Raw genomic sequence first — 19,544 nt, forward strand, 5'->3', positions numbered from 1 at the left:
GATGGAGGAGCGCAAGGGTCCGTTGGCATCGCTGAAGGTGGTCGAGTTTTCTGGCCTTGGCCCTGCGCCGCTCGCCGGACAATTGCTGGCCGATCTTGGCGCCGATGTTGTGACGGTGGATCGCAAAGCCGCGCCCGCCGACCCAACGGACATCAATCGCCGCGGCAAGCGTTCGGTGGTGCTGAACCTCAAGTCCTCGAATGGGCTGGAAGCGGCGAAGCGGCTGATCGCTGCCAGCGATGTATTGATCGAAGGGTTCCGCCCCGGCGTGATGGAACGGCTTGGGTTGGGACCAGAGGAATGCCACGAAAAGCTGATCTATGGCCGCATGACCGGCTGGGGGCAGACCGGACCTTGGGCGCAGACGGCGGGGCATGACATTAACTACCTCGCCCTGACCGGCGCATTGCATGCGATGGGGTCCAAGGACCAACCCCCGGTCCCTCCGCTGAACTTGGTGGCCGATTACGGCGGGGGCACGATGTTTCTGCTGTTCGGCATACTTTCGGCCGTCATCGAACGCGGGGTGACGGGCAAAGGGCAAGTGGTCGATGCCGCGATGGTCGATGGTGTGCCAGCCATGATGGGGCTGATCCACAGCATGCTGGCGCAGGGGGCCTGGACGGAACAACGCGCATCAAACTGGCTTGACGGGGCGGCGCCGTTCTACCGCTGCTACACCTGCGCTGATGGCAAGTTTGTCGCGGTCGGCGCGTTGGAGCCACAGTTCTACGCAATCCTGCTGGAGAAGCTGGGTCTGCCGATCGACTACCGCGAGAGCCAGAATGACACGGCCACATGGGACGTCCGCACCGCAGAGTTTGCAGAAATCTTTGCCACCCGTAGCCGCGACGACTGGGCGGCACATTTTTATGGATCGGACGCCTGTGTCGCGCCGGTTCTCAGCTTTTCCGAAGCGCCTGACCATCCTCAGATGGCGGCACGAGGGAATATGCTGCGTGCGGATGGGGTCTTGCAGTCAGGTCGGGCGCCGCGCTTCGGCGATGCCAAGCCCCAGATGCCCGCCGCCCCGCGTCCGATTGGGGCGGATACCGATGCGGTATTGGCCGAACTCGGACTGTCTGCGCACGATCTGGCATAAGAAAACCCCCGGTCGCGAAACCGGGGGTGAATAGCCACAGAGGGCAAAGGCGTCTCAGGCCGCTTTGCGCTCGTGTTTGCCTTCTTCGATCTCTTCAACGATCTTGGCCACGAAGGCATCCAGATCTTCGGGCGACCGGCTGGTCACGATACCCTGATCGGCCACCACTTCGCTGTCTTCGTATTTCGCTCCGGCGTTTTTGACGTCTGTTGCGATGGAGGGACAGCACGTAGCCTTGCGGCCCTTGATGATCCCGGCTTCAATCAGCAGCCACGGGGCATGGCAGATGGCGGCGACAGTTTTGCCGCTGTCATGGAACTTGCGGATCAGCGCAATGGCGTCTTTGTTCACGCGCAGCAGATCGGGGTTAATCTGGCCGCCGGGCAGGACAATGCCTTGGTAATCGTCGACATTGACGTCTTTCAGAGCGAGGTCGGCAGGCGTGCTGTCGCCCCAGTCGTCTTCGTCCCAGCCTTTGATCTCATTCCCCTCAGGGGTCGCAACATGCACTGTCGCGCCACGGGCCCGGAGGTCTTTCAAGGGCTTTTGCAGTTCGGACTGTTCAAAGCCATCGGTGGCCAGAATGAGGATCTTCGCAGTGTTGATATCGGTCATTGCTGTCTCCTTTTCGGTTCTGAAGACCCAACGGCTGCTAAGGCGCTACGTTCCCATCACACTTCGGTGAGTGCGAGAAGCCGCTTGCGAGGTTCTGACATTGAGGTGACCCGCATAGAATACTGGTAGCCTTTTGCGCCACGCATCATATATCCCGAGATAATGGATCACGCCGCCACCCCCCTTGCAGACCTGCCGTTAGACGAGTTGATCGTCTGTCCGCAGTGTGATGCCACCTACCGGTTGCGGCGGCCGAAGCATGGGGAGCGTGCAACCTGCAGCCGCTGCCACACGGCTCTGATCACCCCGCGGCGTAACGCTGGCCTGCAGATCATCGCGGTGGCCCTCGCAGTCTTGGTGCTGATCCTCGGCGCAACAGTCTTTCCCTTTCTGCGGATCGACGCGGCGGGGACAAGCAATGCTGTATCGATCCTAGATGCCGCCTTGGCGTTCGGTGGACCGATGATCTTGCTGTCGCTGGCAACAGCCGCGCTGATTGTCTTTATCCCGCTGCTGCGGGTCATGCTCACGCTCTATGTGCTGATCCCAGTGGTGCTGGACCGCCCCCCGGCCCGTCATGCGATCCCGGCGTTTCGCCTGTCCGAAGGGCTGCGGCCTTGGTCTATGGCCGAGGTCTTTGCAATCGGCTGTGCTGTGGCCTTGGTCAAAGTGGCCGATCTTGCCGATGTCGAATTCGGCCCCGCGTTCTATATGTTCGGAGCTCTGGTGGTGCTGGTCATCGCGCAGGACAGATTTTTGTGTAAATGGTCAGTATGGCAGTCTCTGGAACACCCGAAAAAATCTTAAGCGCCCGTGAGTTGGGCCTCGTTGCCTGCACCCGTTGCGCCAAGCCTTGGCCGATGGGCACGGAGACCTGTGGCCGTTGCGGGCACAATCTGATCTCGCGCGATGAGCTGAGCCTGCAGCGGGTCTGGGCCTATTGGACAGTCGGACTGATGTGCTACATCCCCGCCAACGTCTATCCGATGCTCCTGACACGGACCCTGTTTCAGGTCGATGAGAGCACGATCATCGGCGGTGCGATTGAACTGGCGCAATACGGCAACTGGGGCATCGCCTTTATCATTCTGTTTGCGTCGGTCGCCATTCCGCTGGGCAAGTTTTTCGCCGTGGCTTATCTGGCGCTCAGCGTGCAGCTCGGTTGGGTCACTTCGCAGCGTCGGCGGCATTACCTCTATGAGGTGGTTGAGTACATTGGCCGTTGGTCCATGATCGACATCTTTGTGGTTGCGATTTTGTCGTCTCTGGTGCAACTCAAGACACTGGCATCCATCAATCCGGGAACTGCGAGCATCTTTTTCGCCCTCTCTGTGATCTTTACGATGTTGGCTGCGCAAGCGTTTGATTCCCGTATGATCTGGGATGCTCAAGCCAAAGACGAGGGCCCGAACCACCATGACTGAAACGCCTCCCGACGTGCCGATCTCTCCCGTGCGCAAGATATTCCTGAGCGGGGCTTCGGTGATCTGGATCATCCCCATTCTTGCACTTCTCGTCGCTTTGTTTGTCGCCTACCGCTCCTATGCGGAGCGTGGGCCGGTCATCATTGTCGAGTTTGAAGAAGGTGCAGGCATCGCCGCCGGGGAAACCGAGTTGCGGTTCCGCGATGTGACGGTGGGCGTGGTAGAGAAGCTCGGCTTTACGGGTGGGCTGGACAAGGTGACCGCGCATATTCGCGTGGACAAGGATGTGGCCCCCTATATCGACGGCGGCGCTGTTTTCTGGGTGGTGCAGCCCGAAGTGACTGCACAGGGGATCACCGGCCTCAGTACGGTGCTGAGTGGGGTCTATATCGAAGGCTCCTGGGATCAGCAGATTGGGCCCTACGCCGAGCGGTTCCAAGGCGCCTCAACCGAGCCGTTGATCCGCCCGGGACAGGGTGGGCTGGAGATCGCCTTTCGCTCAACGGCCAATGGTGATCTGACGGACAATGCACCGATCCTGTATAAGGGGATCGAAGTGGGGCGCGTTGGTTATGCCAAGATTGCGCCACAGGGCAACTATGCCATCGTCGAGGCGCTGATTTTTGAAGAGCACCGCGGGCTGATCAACGATTCAACCCGGTTCTGGGATGCCTCCGGCTTTAGTGTGAACATTGGCCCTGCAGGGGCTGAGATCGATTTTTCCTCGCTGGCGACCTTGGTCGGCGGGGGGATTACGTTTGATACCTTTGTTTCGGGCGGAGAGCCTGTTTCTGACGGTACGGTGTTCGAGATTTACCCTGACAAAGAGACTGCGCGGAACTCCGTCTTCAACGCGTCAGAAGTTGATCCGCTGAAGATGAGCGTTGTCTTTGACGATAATATTTCCGGTCTGATCGTCGGTGCTCCCGTAGAACTGAGCGGCCTAGAGATCGGCGAGGTCGATACGCTCTCGGGCATGGTTGACCGTGAGCGCTTTGGCGACAGTCGGGTCCGGCTGAACGCGATCTTGTCGATCCAGCCAGCACATTTGGGTCTGCGTGGCGAAGTCACCGCCGATGCAGCGCTGACTTTCCTTAAAGAGCGCGTGAAGGACGGTCTGCGGGCACGTTTGGCTTCGGCCAGTCTGCTGACCGGCGGGCTGAAGGTAGAGATGGTGATCGTTGAGGACGCCGAGGAGGCCGTTTTGCAAGAGGCGGCGAATGGTCTTGTCGTCATGCCGACGACCGAAAGCGACGTATCGGACGCCGCGGCCACGGTCGAAGGGGTCTTTACCCGGATCAACAGCCTGCCGATTGAAGAATTGCTGTCCAGCGCGATTTCTTTCTTGAACTCTGCCGAGGCTTTCGTCTCTGACGAAGACCTGCGCGAGACGCCGCAGGACGTGCGGACCCTGTTGGGCGAGTTAACGGGGCTGGTGTCTTCGGAAGACGTGAAGAATGTCCCTGTCGCACTGAACGCGACGCTAACGAAGATCGAAGGCTTGGTGGCGCGACTTGAGCAGGAGCGGATCGTTGAGCGGCTTGGCAGCGCATTGGAAGGCGCCTCCGAGGCAGCGGAATCGGTGTCTTCCTCGGTCGCAGGCGTGCCAGAACTGGTTGAGCAAATTCAAGCCGTTGCGGCCAAGGCGGACTCGCTTGAAGTCGAAGAGCTAATCGCGGCACTTAGCGATCTGACGGAATCCGCCGACGCAGTGATCGGCACCGAGGACGCTATCGCGCTTCCCGGCTCGCTAAAGCGCGCCTTGGATGAGGTGAACCGCACGTTGGAAGAACTGCGCGAAGGCGGAGCGGTCGAGAATGTGAACCGTACGCTGGCATCAGCGCGCAACGCAGCGGACAATATCGCGTTGTCGGCCAAGGACCTGCCAAATGTAGTATCGCGCCTCACTGGGCTCTTTAATCAGGCGGGCCGCACCATCGAAGGCTACGACAAGGGCGAACAGCTGAGCCGTAGCACCGAACGGACCCTGCGCGAGATCCAGAAGGCCGCCGAGGCCCTTGCATCTTTGGCGCGGACCATTGAACGTAACCCGAATTCGCTTTTGCTGGGACGGTAACATGACAGTTGTGAAGACCTTCACCACCCTCGGCCTCTTGGTCCTGTTGGTCGCTTGCGGGGGCACGGCAGAGCGTTTCACGGTCAGCGCCCCTGCGGTGAGCGAGAAGATGTCGATCGCCTTTTCTGCCGTCGAAGTGCGGGATGTCTCCCTGCCGACCTATGCGGCTGCCGAGGAGATTTCACTGAAGCTGGCCGACGGTCGTTTGGTAAGCTCGACCGACGTACTCTGGGCGGACTCGCCCGAACGCGCGGTGGCGCTGGAGTTAAGCCAGAACCTCGCCCGCCTGACGGGGCAACAGGTGGCGTCCGAGCCTTGGCCTTTTGAGGCCTTCCCGGACGCGCGGGTTGAAGTGCGTTTTGCGGAACTGGTGGCGACAGAAGCGGGTGACTTTCGCGCCTCGGGTCAGTTCTTCGTTGCTGTAAGAGATGGCCGTCGCGAGCGCTCCGGTCTGTTCGATCTGAGCGTGCCTTTCAACCCCGAAGGGGGGCCCAATGCAATCGCGGCCGCGCGGGGGCAGCTCGTCCTTGATCTCGCCCGCTATATCGCCCGCAACGGGTTGAAATAGCCCGAAAACCGATCTGCCTACACGGACCGCGGGAATTTTCACACGATTGTGCGTTCAGAGTGTTCAGAAATGTCTGAACGCTCTTGACTGGCGACTAGGGCTGTCTATCTACCGACCACGCTTTGTCACGGGTCTGGAACCGCTTCATGGAAACGACCGAAAAACTCGACCGCCTGCGGGATGACTTCATCGCGCGGATGGGGGTGATTGCCTCCAATGACGGCATGCCGCGCATGTCCGGTCAGGTCTTTGCCATGCTGGTTTTCGAGGGCGAAGAAGTCGCCTTTGGTGATTTGGCCAAACGTCTGTCTGTTAGCCGGGCCACGATCAGCACGTCAATCAGATTGCTCGAAGAGCGCGGTTTGATCCGGCGGATCAATAAGGCCGGCGACCGGCAAGACTATTTCCAACTGGCCGACGACGCCTACGCCGCGATGACCAAATTTGCGCTGGCTGGCACACGCCGCAGCCAAGCTGAGATTGACGACACGATCGAAAAACTGCCCGAAGAGGCGCAGGACGTACGCGCCCGCCTCGAAGCCTTTGCCAGTTTCTATAATGCGATCAGCGCAGCGCTCGAAGATGCAATACCCCGGGTGACGAAGCCCAAGACATGATGCTGCGCGGCCCAAAAGGCCAGCGGCTACGGAGACGAACCAATGACTGATACCTCAACACCCGAGCGCCAAAGGCTCGATTTCGAAAGCGATGCCGGGGCAGGGCGCTCAAAGTTCGTTGCTGGCGGTATTGCTTTACTGATCGCGCTCTGGATGGGCAGCGGGTTCGTCATGCCGACTGAAGAAGAAGCAGCTGAAGACACCGGCCCGATCACCCCGTCCGCAGTGACGGTAGCGGTGCGAGGTTCGACTGCCGAGGCAGTGACGCAGGTCTTCGTGGCCGAAGGGCAGGCACTGCCAGATCGTGACACGCAGGTTCGTGCCGAAGCGGGTGGCGAGATCGCCGAAGTACTGGTCTCGAAAGGCGAGGACGTAAGCGCTGGCGACTTGATCGCCCGGCTCAACACAACGGCCCGCGAATCCGATCTCGCCCGCGCTCAGGAAGAACTGAACCGTGCGCAGCGGGAGTATGACAACGCGCAAGCTCTGTTGGACCGTGGTGTGGCCACCGTAGACCGTGTCAGCGAAGCGCGCGCCTCGCTCGCAGCTGCGCGTTCAGCCGTGACCTCTGCAGAAGAAGCCATGCGCGACACCGAGATCCGCGCGCCCTTTGCCGGGCGGCTGGAAGAACTGGACATTTCGGCGGGCGAATTTGTCTCCGTCGGGGAGGACTTCGCGCGGCTGGTGGACAACACACCGCTCACCATTCGGGTGCAAATCCCGCAGCAGTCTTTGAAATACATTGCGGTCGGTCAGGCCGCGGATGTGTCTTTCATTACAGGGATTGATGCGAAAGGCACCGTCAAGTTCCTCTCCAGCAGCGCCAGTGCAGAGACACGGACCTTTACGGCTGAGATTGAAGTGGAGAACGCTGACGGCTCAATCCCCGCCGGTATTTCGGCGCGGGTGCGCATCCCCACTGGGGATACCCAAGCGCATTTTGTCTCGCCTGCTATCCTGTCGTTGAACACGGATGGCACGCTTGGGGTCAAGACTGTCGATGAAGAAGATAAGGTCGTCTTTAACCGCATCGCCATAGTACGCGCCCAAACGGATGGCATCTGGATCGCAGGTCTGCCGGAAAAAGCAGAGATCATCACGATTGGCCAAGGCTTTGTAAATCACGGCGAAACCGTGAACCCGCAGCCGGAAAGCGCCCTTGCAGAGGCGCCTGTCGAAGCTCTTGCGGCAAGTGTTTCGGGCTTGGATGAGCCGGAAGAGACCGACACCGGTAATGGTCAGATCACCGGCACCGCCGAGGCGGCCCAGGCGGAGCCAGTCGAATGAACGCCCTGATCGATGCCGCCTTCAGCCGCGCCCGCGTGGTAAATCTGGCGTTGGTGATGATCCTCGTCGTCGGGGCTTTTGCCTATATCAACATTCCCAAGGAAAGCGCGCCGGAAGTCCCAATACCGACACTCTATGTCTCGACATCGCTGGACGGCATCTCTCCCGAAGACAGCGAGCGCCTTTTGGTTGAGCCGCTGGAGACCGAACTGAGCGCGCTGACCGGGCTGAAGCAGATCACCTCTAATGGGGCCGAGGGCCATGCTTCGGTGCAATTGGAGTTCGAGCCGGGGTTCGACTCTGATGAGGCGCTCGACAAGGTGCGCGAAGGCGTGGACCGTGCGAAATCGGACCTCCCCGAAGACGCGACCGACCCTGTTGTGACCGAGATCAACACGGCGCTTTTCCCGATCCTGACCGCGATCCTTTCCGGACCTGTGCCGGAACGCACGCTCAACACGATCACTGAAGAGTTGAAAGATGAGATTGAAGGTCTCTCGGGCGTGCTTGAGGTCGATGTGGGCGGGGAGCGGACCGAACTGCTGGAGGTCTTGATCGATCCGACAGTGTTTGAGACTTACAACATCTCTTTCGAAGAGCTGATTGGCCAGATTACCCGCAACAACCTGCTAATTGCAGCGGGCGCCATGGAAAGCAGCGCGGGGCGGTTGGTACTCAAGGTCCCCGGCCTGATCGAGAACGTCCAAGACGTCATGTCGCTGCCGATCAAAGTGCGCGGCGATACGGTGGTGACCTTTGCCGATGTAGCCACGATCCGCCGCACCTTCGAAGACCCGACCGGTTTCGCCCGTATCGATGGTCAGCCCGCCTTGGCGCTTGAGGTCAAGAAACGCTCTGGTTCGAACATTATCGAGACCGTGGATGAAGTGCGCGAATTGATCGATGAGATGCGCGCCGAATGGCCTGACAGCATCACCGTGACCTACACGCAAGACGAGTCCGAACAGGTGGAGGATATGCTCAGCGACCTTGAGGCTAACGTTATCGCCGCGGTGATCCTCGTGATGATCGTAATCGTCTGGGCCTTGGGCATCCGCTCGGCACTTCTTGTCGGTCTTTCCATTCCGGGCGCTTTCTTGGCTGGGGTCACGGCGCTTTGGGCCATGGGCTACACGATGAACCTTGTGGTGCTCTTCTCACTGATTCTCGTGGTCGGCATGCTGGTCGACGGGGCGATTGTGACAACCGAACTGGCCGACCGTCGCTTGCAAGAGGGGCACTCGCCCAAGGCCGCCTATGCCCATGCCGCCAAACGTATGTCGTGGCCGATCATCGCCTCGACTGCGACGACGCTGAGCGTGTTCTTTCCACTGCTGTTCTGGTCCGGCACAACCGGGGAGTTCATGAAATTCCTGCCGATCACCGTGATCCTGACCCTGACCGCTTCGCTCTTCATGGCGCTGGTGTTCATCCCGGTCGTAGGCGGCATCATCGGCAAACGCCCTCCACAGTCGGCCAAGGACAAGGCAACGCTTTATGCCGCGGAGCAGGGCGATCCGCGTGAATTGACGGGCTTTACCGGTGGCTACGTCAAGCTGCTGCAATTCGCCATTCTGCGCCCGTGGATGACGCTGATTGCCGCCATTGCGTTCCTGATGGCGGGCTTTACCGTCTACGGTCAATTCGGCAATGGGATCACCTTTTTCCCTGATGTAGAGCCTGATTTCGCCCAAGTTCAGGTGCGCGCGCAAGACAATTTTTCGATCTACGAAAAGGACGCATTGGTGCGTCAGGTTGAGCAACGTCTGTTTAAATACGATGAGATTGCCAGCGTTTATGCCCGCACCGGCAGTAGCAACCGGGACAGCGCCGATCTGATCGGCACCATTCAGGTAGAGTTCATCGATTGGGACAAACGCCGGACCGCCGCGGTGATCGGGGAAGAGATCAGAACCGAGATGTCCGCCATTCCGGGAATCGACGTGCAGGTGCAGACGGCGTCTAACGGGCCGAGCCCGGGTAAGCCCATCAACCTAAAAGTTCGCGCACACGATCCGCAGGTGCAGCAGCAGGTGGTCGAAAAAATCCGGGGTGCCATGGCGGACATCGGCGGGTTCACGGATGTGACCGACACGCGTCCCCTGCCGGGTGTGGAATGGCGTATTGCCGTGAACCGGTCGGAGGCAGCGCGTTTCGGGGCGGATATTTCGACATTGGGTCAAGCGGTTCAACTGCTAACGCGGGGCATCACTGTGGCCGATTACCGGCCCGACGATGCGGAAGGCTCAATCGATATCAACGTGCGGTTCCCCTCGGATGAGCGGACGCTGGAGGAGTTGCAATCGCTTCGCGTGCCGACATCCTCGGGTCTGGTGCCCATTTCGAACTTCGTGACGTTTGAGCCCAGCCCGCGCACCGGTACGATCACACGGGTCGACCAACAGCGCGTCGTGACGATTGAGGCGAATGTCGCACCAGGGGTTTTGGTCAACGACCAGACGGTCGCCCTGCGCGCTGCGATTGATGCGATGGAGCTGCCAGAAGGTGTCGAGGCCAGCTTTGGCGGTGAGGCTGAAGACCAGCAGGAGAGCATGATCTTTCTCGTCGGTGCCTTTATCACCGCGGTCTTCTTGATGTTCGTGATCCTCGTGATCCAGTTCAACACCTTTTACCAAGCGTTCATCGTCATGTCGGCGATCGTATTCTCTATCGCCGGCGTGCTCTTTGGCCTTTTGGTCACCGGGCGGCCCTTTGGCATCGTCATGGGGGGGATCGGTGTGATCGCGCTGGCGGGGATCGTGGTGAACAACAATATCGTTCTCATCGACACCTATAACGACCTCAAGAAAGACGGGCTGTCGCCCTTTGAGGCCGCATTGCGGACCGGCGCGCAACGTTTGCGTCCGGTCGTGTTGACGTCGGTTACAACCGCCCTTGGCCTGATGCCCATGGTGATCGGGCTGAACATCAACTTCTTCACGAGAGAGATCGTCTACGGCGCGCCGTCGACCCAGTGGTGGACTGAACTGAGTTCGGCCATTGCAGGCGGTCTGGTGATCGCGACGGTGCTGACTTTGGTTGTGACACCGGCGATGTTGATGCTGGGGGAGAAGAAGGCGACCCGCAATCAACCGACCCCGCGAAACGCAGAGCCGGCAGGGGCCTAAGCGGGGTCAGGCGGCCTTGTCGGCCTTCTCTTCGGTCAGGATGGTGTAGAGCGTCGCTGGATCGGGGTTCGACCGCAGTTTCGTGCAGATGCTGGTGTCCCGCAGGGTGCGGGCCACCAGTGCCAGTGCTTTGAGATGCTCGACACCTGCATCTTCGGGCGCGAAGAGCGCAAAGGCCACGTCGACCGGCTGACGGTCTACCGACGAAAAGTCGATCGGCTTGTCGAGCAGGACGAAGGCACCCACGACTTTGTCGATGCCATTGATCCGCGCATGGGGCAGGGCGACACCGTGGCCGACACCGGTCGGACCAAGGGTCTCGCGCGTCATCAGCGCGTCAACGACCTGACCTGCGGGCAGACCATAGGCCTGCTGCGCCAGATCGCCGATGTCCTGCATCAGACGTTTCTTGCTGGAAGCTGAAGTCAAAACCTTGACCGCCTCCGGCTTAAGGAGTTTGCCGAAATCCATTCCGCTCGCCCTGCTCTCATGGCGATTGTTTTCGCCGTTGCGTTACGAAGGATCAATCCAGCCGATGTTCCCGTCTTCACGGCGGTACACAACGTTCATGCCTTCTTGGCCTTCTTTGCGAAACAACAATACCGGATCGCCCGACAATTCCATCTGCATAACCGCTTCACCTACAGACAAAGTTGCGATCTTTGTCTGCATCTCGGCGATGATCATGGGTTGGAGGCTGTCGGGTTCCTGCGCATCTGAGTCGCTGTCTGACGCGAGGATATAAGAGGACGCTCCCAAAAGTTCAACCGGTTCGGACCGGTCTTTGTGATGGTCCTTCAAACGGCGCTTATAGCGGCGCAACTGCTTTTCCATCTTTTCCCGGCATCCGTCGAAAGCGGCGTAGATTTCAGTCGCCTTGGCCTTGGCGGAGGCGTTCAGCCCGGTGGAAAGATGTACGGTCGCTTCGCAGACAAATTCATGCCCGGATTTGGAAAACACCACCTGAGCATCGGTCGGGCGTTCGGCGTATTTATTCACCGCCTCATTCAATTCAGCTTGGACATGTGTCCGAAGCGAGTCGCCGATGTCGATCTGTTTGCCGCTGATTTGGTACCGCATAACGTCTCCTTGTTATTCTTGATCCGAACGTCGCCAAAGGGTCCACGCGCGCGTGGAGCAAGGCGGGTTCAAATATGGAGGAATGGCGCTGCGTGCGGAATGATTTTGCCCAATCCTTCACATGAAGGGCGTTGCAGGATCATACAGGCACGCGATATCACCATAGGTCAATGAGGCCGCGTTTCGGATTGAAAGTCAATGGTCGCGATGGGCTACGCGCGGAATATTGAATGCAAGTCGAAACATTGGCGGCAGGTTGCCGGTTCAAGAAATACGGAAATTGTCGCCCAGATAGACCCGCCGTACATTTTCGTTCTGCACCACTTCTTCCGGCGTGCCAGACATCAGTACCTTGCCTTCGTGCAGGATATAGGCCCGGTCTACGATCTCCAGCGTTTCGCGGACGTTGTGATCGGTGATCAGCACACCGATTCCCCGGGTCTTTAGATCAGCAACAAGATGACGGATGTCCCCGACGGAAATCGGATCGACGCCGGCAAAAGGCTCATCAAGCAGCAGGTACTTCGGATCGGCTGCCAGACAGCGGGCGATTTCAACCCGGCGGCGCTCGCCCCCTGATAAAGCCAGCGCGGGTGCGCGGCGCAGATGTTCGATTGAGAACTCGGTCAACAGTTCTTCAAGCCGCTCGCGCCGCTGGTGACTGTGTTTGACCCGGATATCAAGGATCGCGCTGATGTTGTCTTCGACAGAAAGCCCGCGAAAGATGCTCATCTCCTGCGGCAAATAACCAATGCCAAGCTGCGCGCGGCGGTACATGGGCAAGGTCGTCACATCCTTGCCGTCAACCGTCACGCGGCCTCCTTCAGGGGTGACAAGCCCGGCAACGGAATAGAAAGTCGTCGTCTTGCCAGAGCCGTTCGGCCCCAGCAAAGCCACGACCTCTCCCCGGTCAAGATGCATCGAGAAGTCCCGGATCACCGCCTTCTTGCGGTAGGATTTGCGCAGGTGGTCGATGCGCAGCCCTACCGTTCCGTCGGAAATCTTCAGATCGGGGGCGGACATCAGTTGCGGGTGCCGGTCTGTAGAACGGTTTTGACCCGGCCGGACATCTGGGCGGTGCCGTCGGTCAGGTTCACGGTCATTTCCTGCGCACTCAGCGCACTGGGTCCTTGCGTCATCAGGACATCGCCGCTCATGACCAAAGTGCCCGCGTCAATGTCGTAGTCCGCCCGCTCTGCCTCTGCGGCGTCCTCACCAGAGACGAGCAGCACGCCGCCCGTAGCTTCCATCTGAGCAATCCCCTCGCCACCGGTTCGGTAAACTACACGAACACGCTGAGCAGATAGCTTCATCTCTCCTTGAGAAATGAGCACGTTGCCTTCGAAAACCGCCGTGCCTGTCGCATTGTCCACCGACAGGTTATCTGCGGTCACCTCGACCGGCAGGCCGGTGTCCTGCGTCATGGCCCCAAAGGCGACATTCGCCGATTGCGCGGCAACGGCGGCCGCCTGCAGTCCGAAAAACAGCGGCAAAAGCAGAAAAATCAAACGTCTCAAGGCAGTTACTCTTTCATTGACTGGGGCGTGTATATCAGCTTCACGCCCTTTGTGAAAAGCATTTGCGATCCGGCGCTGTCCTGCCGGTTTGTGATGGTCATCGCCCCGGCGGTGATTTCGCCTGCGGGACTATTGGCTTCGACCGGGCCGGGTGACGCGATATCTAGCGTGGTCAGGTTCGAAGTCATCCGTTCCGACTGGATACTGTAGCCCGTGGACGTATTGATCCGGACGTTTCCGATCAACTCGGCCTGGTCCGCTCCGGCATCCACTTTGGCGCGGGCCGCATCCATCACGATCTGCGCCCCGCTCTGCAAATCCAGCACGGCGCGCAGGTCTTCGGCCTCATTGGTGCCGGTCTGCCCGCGCGGGGTGGTCAGTTTTTCTGCAGAAAAGGAGATCAGATCCCCGTCGTCGGTGGTGCCGGAATAGAACGGCCCAGTGACCTGTTGATCGCGCAGGCGTTCTTGTACCTCGGTGTCTGCAAAGGGGATCGTTGCCTCGGGATCAATCGCACGAGACAGGAGGAACAGGGTCGACAGCAGCACCAGCGCAATCAGTGGGAAGAGGATCTTCAGCCAAGAGACAAGGCGAGAGTAGCGGTCGGCCTCCATGCCAGCCTATCCCAGCCCGACGCGCAGGCAGTCGTGGAGGTGCAGCAGCCCTGCGGGCGCCTCTCCTTTGTCGGGATCAATCACGACGAGGCAGGTGATCTTACGACCGTTCATGACGCCAACGGCCTTTTCAGCCAGTTCATCCGGGCCAATGGTGATGGGCGAAGGCGTCATCACCTCGCGTGCTGTCATGCCCATCAAGCCGTCAAGATGCCGCGCAAGGTCGCCCATGGTAATGATCCCCGCGAGCGCACCATCCGCTTCGGTCACACAGACCACGCCAAACCCTTTGCGGCTTATTTCGTTAAGCGCTTCGGGCATGGGTGCGTCAACGGTGACCAACGGCAGGGCATCGCCGACATGCATCAGGTCAGCCACACGGCTCAGCCGCGCGCCCAATTTGCCGCCGGGGTGGAAGTCGCGGAAATGCTCAGCGGTGAAAGCGCGGTTCTCCATCAACGCCACGGCCACCGCATCGCCCATCGCCAAGGTCATTGTGGTTGAGGTGGTGGGTACCACGCCGGTGCCGCAGGCTTCCGCCGTGCGCGGCAGCTCCAGTATCACATCGCTATGCCGCCCAAGGCTGCTCTCGGGGCGGCTGGTCATGCCGATGAGCGGGATCGCATAGCGGCGGGAATAGGCGATGAGGTTCGCCAGTTCGGGCGCTTCGCCGGAGTTTGAGATCGCCAGCACCACATCGGCGGCGGTGATCATGCCCAAGTCGCCATGGCTTGCTTCGGCCGGATGCACGAATTGCGCGGGCGTGCCGGTGGAAGCCAGCGTTGCCGCGATCTTATTGCCGATATGGCCGGACTTGCCGATGCCCGTGACAATGATCCGTCCCTTGCAGGAGCGCATCAGGTCAATGGCAGCGCGAAAGCGGTCGTCCAAGCTGTCGGCCAATTCGATCAGCGCGTCGGATTCGCAGCGGATCACGCGGCGGGCGGTATCGAGGAAAGGTGTGTTCATGCGTGTGCGAAGATGTCCGTATCCGGCCATCCCTCCAGATCAAGTTTGGCGCGCATCGGCAGGAAATCGAAACAGGCCTGCGCCATTTCCATTCGGCCTTCGCGGACCAGACGTTTGTTCAATTCATCGCGCAGCCGGTGCAGGTAGAGCACATCGGATGCGGCATAATCGATCTGCGCTTGGGTGAGCTCTTCTGCGCCCCAGTCGCTGGATTGTTGTTGCTTGGAGATGTCGACGCTCAGCAGTTCCTGACAGAGCTTCGCCAGCCCGTGCCGATCCGTATAGGTGCGCACCAAACGGCTCGCGATCTTGGTGCAATAGACCGGGGCTGCGGTGGCGCCAAAGGCGTTCAGCATCGCGGCGATGTCAAAACGTCCATAGTGAAACAGTTTCAGCACATGCGGGTTTTCCAACAGCGCACAAAGGTTCGGCGCCTCGGTCTGGCCCTTAGCAACCTGTATCAAGTGCGCATGGCCGTCGCCGCCTGAGAGTTGCACAACACAAAGCCGATCACGGTGCGGGTGAAGCCCCATCGTCTCGCAGTCAATGGCAACCATCGGCCCAAGGTCGAGGTCATCCGGCAGGTCGTTCTGATAGAGGAAATTTGTCATAGACCCGTCTATACCGCGCTTGCTCGGCATGGGAAAGCAGCGCTTTGGCAGCGGTCAGGAGGGCGCCGATGCCTTAGCCACGTCGCTCAGCGTGGGGCGGGGGTAGTGGGCCAGCAGGTCGTCGACCAAAAGATGACAGCGGTAGCCTGCCCAGTCAGCCCGGATCAGCCCGCCGGGCAGGGCGGGGTGTTTCAGCACCAACCGCCGCCAATTGTGGACGATGAGACAGCGCAAAACGGCGATGTCGAGCGGGGATAGGGCCTCTGCTTTTGGCAGAGTCGTCTGGATCGACAGCAAAGCGCGGTGCAGCGCTTCGTAGTCTTCTTTCAAAGATGTCGGTTCCACGGCGCGGCGCAGCCACTCCGGTGGTGTGGTGCCGGGCAGTGCGACGCAGTCTTCGGGTGCCTTTGCCTTACCATGTCCGACAAAGGTGCGTGGCATGACAGCGATGAAGCCCGCCTCACGCAAACGATCTTCGGCCCCGTTGGCCTCGGTCAAGACCAGTTGCCAGTCATCGCTCAGATCGGGCGGGGCGGCATAGATGCGCGGACTGGCGGCGGCGCTTTCGGCACGGCCTTGAGGGGTCAGGCTATGCTGGCTGATCCGGCCCACTTTATGCGACTGCAACCAGCCGTCATTGCGCAAACGATGCAACGCCACGCGGTTCGCCTCTGGCCGCACGCCAAGCAGGGCCATGATTGCAGACAGCACAGGCCCGTCGATCGCGTCATCCTTGCCCTGCGCCAAATCGCCGAACAGGCTGATCATCAGCGACCAAACCCGCTGGCCGCCCAACCCTGCGAAGGCCGCGACAGTTGGTGCGGTCACATCAGACGGCATTCATCGTCAGCAGTTCGTATTCCGCGACCGCTTCCTCCCGCTGGTTGGTCAGGGTCACATGCCAGCGCACCTCGCCGTACTCCTCATTACGTGGGGTCTTGTGTTTGACCGACAGCCGCACCTTCATGCTGTCCCCTGCCGAGACCGGCTCAAGAAAGCGCAGGTTATCAAGCCCGGTGTTCGCCAACACCGGTCCGGGATCGGGCTGCACAAACAGACCGGCGGCAAAGCTCAGCAGTAGGTAGCCATGCGCCACACGCCCCGGGAAAAACGGGTTCGCGGCGGCGGCTTCGTCATCCATGTGGGCATAAAAGGTATCGCCAGTGAAATGGGCGAAGGTCTCGATGTCCTCCAGCGTGACTTCCCGGCTGGGCGAATGAAAGGTCTCGCCCAGATCCAACTCAGTGAAACGGCGGGTAAAGGGGTGGTCGCGGTCGGTAATTTCTTCGGCACCCGGCACCCATTGCTGGCCAATCGCAGTGAGAATGTCCGGGCTGCCCTGAATGGCGGTGCGCTGCATATAGTGCATTACGCCGCGAATGCCGCCCAACTCCTCGCCCCCGCCTGCGCGGCCCGGCCCGCCGTGGACCATATGCGGCAGCGGCGAGCCGTGGCCCGTGGCCTCACCCATCGAGATGCGGTTGTTGAAGTAGAGCCGCCCGTGGAAGGCAGCAGAGCCCATGGTCAATTCGCGCGCCACCTCGCCGTCATTGGTGATGATGGAAGCGACAAGCGAGCCTTGGCCACGGTTCAGCAACTCAGAGGCGTGGGCCAGATCGCGGTAGGGCATGAGGGTCGAGACCGGGCCAAAAGCCTCGGTGTCATGCACACGCTCGGCCTTATCCGGATCGGCGCAGTGGAACAGCATCGGGGGCAGGAAGGCCCCCTTGTCGCGGTCGGCACCTTGGACAGTGAAGTTCTCGGGATCGCCAAAGACCCGCTCGGCCTCGGCGCTTAGCATTGCCACCTTTTCCAGCACGTCGCGTTTCTGGCTGTTCGAGACCAGCGCCCCCATGCGGGTGTCCTCAGCACGCGGATCGCCGATGGTGGTCTTGGCGAGGCGGTCCGACAGGGCCGAGATCACAGCGTCGATCTGTGCTTGCGGCACCATGATGCGGCGGATGGCGGTACATTTCTGCCCTGCTTTCGCGGTCATCTCGCGCTGGACTTCTTTGACAAAGAGGTCGAACTCCGGCGTGCCGGGGGTCGCGTCAGGGCCAAGGACCGAGGCGTTCAGACTGTCCTGCTCGGAGGTGAAGCGCACCGAGTTCTGCAACAATCGCGGGTTGCTGCGCAGCTTCAGCGCCGTGTCGGCAGAGCCGGTGAAGGCCACGGCATCCTGACAATCGAGGTGGTCGAGCATATCGCCCAAACCCCCGCTGACCAGTTGCAGCGCCCCTTTCGGCAGCAGCCCGCTGTCAAGCATCAGCCGCACGCAGTGCTCGGTCACATAGCAGGTCGCGGTCGCCGGTTTCACGATGGCCGGAACGCCTGCCAGCAGGGTCGGCGCGAGTTTTTCGAGCATGCCCCAGACCGGAAAGTTAAAGGCGTTGATATGCACCGCAACGCCCTGCAGCGGGGTGCAGATGTGGCGGCCCATGAACTGCCCTTCGCGGCCCAATTGCTCGGGCGCACCGTCGAGATAGACATGCGCGTCCGGCATCTCGCGCCGGCCCTTGGAGGCGAAGACCAGCATCGTGCCGATGCCGCCGTCCACGTCGATCTTGTGGTCCAAGAGCGTCGCGCCGGTATCATAGCTCAGGTCATAAAGCGCCTGTTTGTGCTCCATCAGGTGCAGCGCCAGCGCCTTCAGCATCCGTGCGCGGTCGTGGAAGGTCATGGCGCGCAAGGCAGGGCCGCCGTGCTCGCGGGCAAAACCCAGCATGGCACCCGCGTCGAGCGCATCGTTGCCCGCCTGCGCGATCACCTCGCCGGTGATGGCGCTGGCGATGTTGCGGGCGCCAGCCCCGGGGGCCAGCCATTCGCCGGCGGCGTAACTGTGAATATCGCGCATGTCGGCTCCTTCAGTGGGTGTCGTAGTCGATGACGAGCGTGTCGCTCAGCGGGTAGGACTGGCAGGTCAGCACATAGCCACGCTCGACCTCGTAATCCTCCAGCGCGTGGTTCGAGATCATCTCGACCTCGCCTTCCAGCACCTTGCCCATGCAGGTCGAGCAGACCCCGGCCTTGCAAGAGAAAGGCGCCTCCTGTCCGTTCTCGAGCGCCGCTTCGAGCACCGACTGGCCCTTTTGCATGGAAAAACTGCGCCGCGCACCGTCGATGATGACGGTGATCTCGGTGCCCTTCTGGCCCTCGCTGCGCTTGGCCATTTCCTGCTTCGCCAGACGGCCCTGCTGGCTTTCGCTGAACAGTTCGAACTTGATCTGTTCTTCGCTCAGACCGTTGGTCTTCAGCGCCTCGGCGATGGCCAGCATCATCGGCTCCGGCCCGCAGATGAAGGCGGTGTCGATATTGTCGATCTGTATCCAATGTTTGAACAGCGCGTCGCATTTCGCCTGATCGACGCGGCCTTCGAACAGTTCCATATCCTGACCGGATTCGAGAATGTGGATGATGGTCAGCCGCCCCATGTAGCGGTTTTTCAGGTCCTCAAGCTCCTCGCGGAACATGATCGTGTTCACCGCGCGGTTGGCATAGACCAGCGTGAAGGTCGACTGCGGCTCACGTTTCAGCACCGTCTTCAGGATCGACAGCACCGGGGTGATGCCGGACCCACCCGCAAAACCGAGGTAGTTCTTGGCTACCTCCGGCTCGATCGCGGTGAAAAACTTGCCCTGCGGCGGCATGGCGTGGAGCGTGTCGCCGACCTTAAGTTCGGTATTGGCATAGGTGGAGAACGCCCCGCCATCGACGCGCTTGATCCCGACCTTTAGCTCGCCATCGTCGAGGCCCGCACAGATCGAATAGTTGCGGCGCAGCTCGGTGCCGTCGAAATCCTGCTTGAAGGTCAGGTATTGGCCTTGGGTAAAGGCAAAGGCGTCGGGGTTTTCTGGCTTTAGCGTCAGCACCACCGCGTCGCGGATGGTGTGGTGAATATCGGTCACTAACAGGGGGTGAAACTGGCTCATTGGGGC

General features: G+C 60.4%; 19 protein-coding genes. 8 read left to right on the forward strand and 11 right to left on the reverse strand.

All coding sequences use genetic code 11. The features are described 5' to 3' along the window. Position 1: 1 nt before the first annotated feature. Positions 2 to 1,102, forward strand: coding sequence for a CaiB/BaiF CoA transferase family protein (locus tag BLS57_RS02995; RefSeq protein ID WP_093739002.1), 1,101 nt, complete (start codon positions 2 to 4; stop codon positions 1,100 to 1,102). A gap of 54 nt (positions 1,103 to 1,156) precedes the next feature. Here BLS57_RS02995 and BLS57_RS03000 read toward each other — a convergent pair whose 3' ends face one another. Further along, positions 1,157 to 1,717 carry a type 1 glutamine amidotransferase domain-containing protein gene (locus tag BLS57_RS03000; RefSeq protein WP_093739004.1) on the reverse strand — a complete coding sequence of 187 codons (561 nt, stop codon included), beginning with the start codon at positions 1,715 to 1,717 and terminating at the stop codon, positions 1,157 to 1,159. Positions 1,718 to 1,879: 162 nt separating this feature from the next. Here BLS57_RS03000 and BLS57_RS03005 point away from each other — a divergent pair, with 162 nt between their 5' ends. The 7 genes from BLS57_RS03005 to BLS57_RS03035 all read left to right on the forward strand — a co-directional run bounded on the left by BLS57_RS03005 (position 1,880) and on the right by BLS57_RS03035 (position 10,818). Further along, positions 1,880 to 2,524: a paraquat-inducible protein A gene (locus BLS57_RS03005; RefSeq protein WP_093739006.1), complete on the forward strand. Its 645-nt coding sequence runs from the start codon at positions 1,880 to 1,882 to the stop codon at positions 2,522 to 2,524. A gap of 53 nt (positions 2,525 to 2,577) precedes the next feature. Continuing rightward, complete coding sequence (locus BLS57_RS03010; protein ID WP_244153583.1) at positions 2,578 to 3,141, forward strand: paraquat-inducible protein A; 564 nt, start codon at positions 2,578 to 2,580, stop codon at positions 3,139 to 3,141. Continuing rightward, a complete protein-coding gene (locus BLS57_RS03015) occupies positions 3,134 to 5,218 on the forward strand; it encodes a PqiB family protein (RefSeq protein ID WP_093739010.1) in 2,085 nt (694 codons plus the stop codon). Before BLS57_RS03010 ends, BLS57_RS03015 begins: the two co-directional genes overlap by 8 nt. Position 5,219: 1 nt before the next feature. Then, positions 5,220 to 5,786, forward strand: coding sequence for a PqiC family protein (locus BLS57_RS03020; protein WP_093739012.1), 567 nt, complete (start codon positions 5,220 to 5,222; stop codon positions 5,784 to 5,786). 146 nt (positions 5,787 to 5,932) lie between these two features. Beyond that, on the forward strand, positions 5,933 to 6,403 hold the full coding sequence (locus tag BLS57_RS03025) for a GbsR/MarR family transcriptional regulator (protein ID WP_093739014.1): 471 nt from the start codon (positions 5,933 to 5,935) through the stop codon (positions 6,401 to 6,403). Between the two features lie 42 nt (positions 6,404 to 6,445). Further along, complete coding sequence (locus BLS57_RS03030) at positions 6,446 to 7,690, forward strand: efflux RND transporter periplasmic adaptor subunit (RefSeq protein WP_093739016.1); 1,245 nt, start codon at positions 6,446 to 6,448, stop codon at positions 7,688 to 7,690. Continuing rightward, positions 7,687 to 10,818, forward strand: coding sequence for an efflux RND transporter permease subunit (locus tag BLS57_RS03035; protein WP_093739018.1), 3,132 nt, complete (start codon positions 7,687 to 7,689; stop codon positions 10,816 to 10,818). Before BLS57_RS03030 ends, BLS57_RS03035 begins: the two co-directional genes overlap by 4 nt. A gap of 6 nt (positions 10,819 to 10,824) precedes the next feature. On the opposite strand, the gene BLS57_RS03040 is transcribed toward BLS57_RS03035, so the two are convergent. The 10 genes from BLS57_RS03040 to BLS57_RS03085 form a co-directional block, all read right to left on the reverse strand. Then, the gene (locus BLS57_RS03040) at positions 10,825 to 11,289 is read right to left on the reverse strand and encodes a PTS sugar transporter subunit IIA (RefSeq protein ID WP_093739020.1); all 465 of its coding nucleotides are present in this window, start codon (positions 11,287 to 11,289) and stop codon (positions 10,825 to 10,827) included. 42 nt (positions 11,290 to 11,331) lie between these two features. Continuing rightward, on the reverse strand, positions 11,332 to 11,898 hold the full coding sequence (gene hpf, locus BLS57_RS03045) for a ribosome hibernation-promoting factor, HPF/YfiA family (RefSeq protein WP_093739022.1): 567 nt from the start codon (positions 11,896 to 11,898) through the stop codon (positions 11,332 to 11,334). Between the two features lie 264 nt (positions 11,899 to 12,162). Continuing rightward, positions 12,163 to 12,921: an LPS export ABC transporter ATP-binding protein gene (lptB, locus tag BLS57_RS03050; protein WP_093739024.1), complete on the reverse strand. Its 759-nt coding sequence runs from the start codon at positions 12,919 to 12,921 to the stop codon at positions 12,163 to 12,165. Further along, positions 12,921 to 13,406 carry an LptA/OstA family protein gene (locus BLS57_RS03055; RefSeq protein ID WP_425274325.1) on the reverse strand — a complete coding sequence of 162 codons (486 nt, stop codon included), beginning with the start codon at positions 13,404 to 13,406 and terminating at the stop codon, positions 12,921 to 12,923. Before BLS57_RS03055 ends, lptB begins: the two co-directional genes overlap by 1 nt. Positions 13,407 to 13,420: 14 nt before the next feature. Further along, a complete protein-coding gene (gene lptC / locus BLS57_RS03060; protein WP_093739026.1) occupies positions 13,421 to 14,029 on the reverse strand; it encodes an LPS export ABC transporter periplasmic protein LptC in 609 nt (202 codons plus the stop codon). A 6-nt stretch (positions 14,030 to 14,035) separates the two neighbouring features. Beyond that, entirely contained in the window at positions 14,036 to 14,998 is a 963-nt protein-coding gene (locus BLS57_RS03065; protein WP_093739028.1) for a KpsF/GutQ family sugar-phosphate isomerase, read from the reverse strand. After that, the gene (locus BLS57_RS03070; protein WP_093739030.1) at positions 14,995 to 15,609 is read right to left on the reverse strand and encodes a ribonuclease D; all 615 of its coding nucleotides are present in this window, start codon (positions 15,607 to 15,609) and stop codon (positions 14,995 to 14,997) included. The genes BLS57_RS03065 and BLS57_RS03070 overlap by 4 nt, the downstream gene beginning before the upstream one ends. 54 nt (positions 15,610 to 15,663) lie before the next feature. Beyond that, positions 15,664 to 16,437 (reverse strand): PaaX family transcriptional regulator C-terminal domain-containing protein, encoded by a 774-nt coding sequence (locus BLS57_RS03075; RefSeq protein ID WP_244153585.1) that lies wholly within the window; start codon positions 16,435 to 16,437, stop codon positions 15,664 to 15,666. A 1-nt stretch (position 16,438) separates the two neighbouring features. Then, the gene (gene paaZ / locus BLS57_RS03080; protein WP_093739034.1) at positions 16,439 to 18,463 is read right to left on the reverse strand and encodes a phenylacetic acid degradation bifunctional protein PaaZ; all 2,025 of its coding nucleotides are present in this window, start codon (positions 18,461 to 18,463) and stop codon (positions 16,439 to 16,441) included. A 10-nt stretch (positions 18,464 to 18,473) separates the two neighbouring features. Next, positions 18,474 to 19,538: a 2Fe-2S iron-sulfur cluster-binding protein gene (locus tag BLS57_RS03085; protein ID WP_093739036.1), complete on the reverse strand. Its 1,065-nt coding sequence runs from the start codon at positions 19,536 to 19,538 to the stop codon at positions 18,474 to 18,476. Between the last annotated feature and the right edge of the window lie 6 nt (positions 19,539 to 19,544).

Source organism: Sulfitobacter delicatus, from assembly GCF_900102535.1.
Lineage (GTDB): Bacteria > Pseudomonadota > Alphaproteobacteria > Rhodobacterales > Rhodobacteraceae > Sulfitobacter > Sulfitobacter delicatus.

Bases quoted from the DNA above. Each gene is read 5' to 3' on its own strand.
- BLS57_RS03025 (WP_093739014.1), top strand. From the start codon at position 5,933: ATGGAAACGACCGAAAAACTCGACCGCCTGCGGGATGACTTCATCGCG.
- BLS57_RS03015 (WP_093739010.1), top strand. From the start codon at position 3,134: ATGACTGAAACGCCTCCCGACGTGCCGATCTCTCCCGTGCGCAAGATA.
- BLS57_RS03085 (WP_093739036.1), bottom strand. From the start codon at position 19,538: ATGAGCCAGTTTCACCCCCTGTTAGTGACCGATATTCACCACACCATC.
- paaZ (WP_093739034.1), bottom strand. From the start codon at position 18,463: ATGCGCGATATTCACAGTTACGCCGCCGGCGAATGGCTGGCCCCCGGG.
- hpf (WP_093739022.1), bottom strand. From the start codon at position 11,898: ATGCGGTACCAAATCAGCGGCAAACAGATCGACATCGGCGACTCGCTT.
- BLS57_RS03070 (WP_093739030.1), bottom strand. From the start codon at position 15,609: ATGACAAATTTCCTCTATCAGAACGACCTGCCGGATGACCTCGACCTT.
- BLS57_RS03020 (WP_093739012.1), top strand. From the start codon at position 5,220: ATGACAGTTGTGAAGACCTTCACCACCCTCGGCCTCTTGGTCCTGTTG.
- BLS57_RS03000 (WP_093739004.1), bottom strand. From the start codon at position 1,717: ATGACCGATATCAACACTGCGAAGATCCTCATTCTGGCCACCGATGGC.
- lptC (WP_093739026.1), bottom strand. From the start codon at position 14,029: ATGGAGGCCGACCGCTACTCTCGCCTTGTCTCTTGGCTGAAGATCCTC.
- BLS57_RS03010 (WP_244153583.1), top strand. From the start codon at position 2,578: ATGGGCACGGAGACCTGTGGCCGTTGCGGGCACAATCTGATCTCGCGC.
- BLS57_RS03040 (WP_093739020.1), bottom strand. From the start codon at position 11,289: ATGGATTTCGGCAAACTCCTTAAGCCGGAGGCGGTCAAGGTTTTGACT.
- BLS57_RS03035 (WP_093739018.1), top strand. From the start codon at position 7,687: ATGAACGCCCTGATCGATGCCGCCTTCAGCCGCGCCCGCGTGGTAAAT.
- BLS57_RS03065 (WP_093739028.1), bottom strand. From the start codon at position 14,998: ATGAACACACCTTTCCTCGATACCGCCCGCCGCGTGATCCGCTGCGAA.
- BLS57_RS03005 (WP_093739006.1), top strand. From the start codon at position 1,880: ATGGATCACGCCGCCACCCCCCTTGCAGACCTGCCGTTAGACGAGTTG.
- lptB (WP_093739024.1), bottom strand. From the start codon at position 12,921: ATGTCCGCCCCCGATCTGAAGATTTCCGACGGAACGGTAGGGCTGCGC.
- BLS57_RS02995 (WP_093739002.1), top strand. From the start codon at position 2: ATGGAGGAGCGCAAGGGTCCGTTGGCATCGCTGAAGGTGGTCGAGTTT.
- BLS57_RS03030 (WP_093739016.1), top strand. From the start codon at position 6,446: ATGACTGATACCTCAACACCCGAGCGCCAAAGGCTCGATTTCGAAAGC.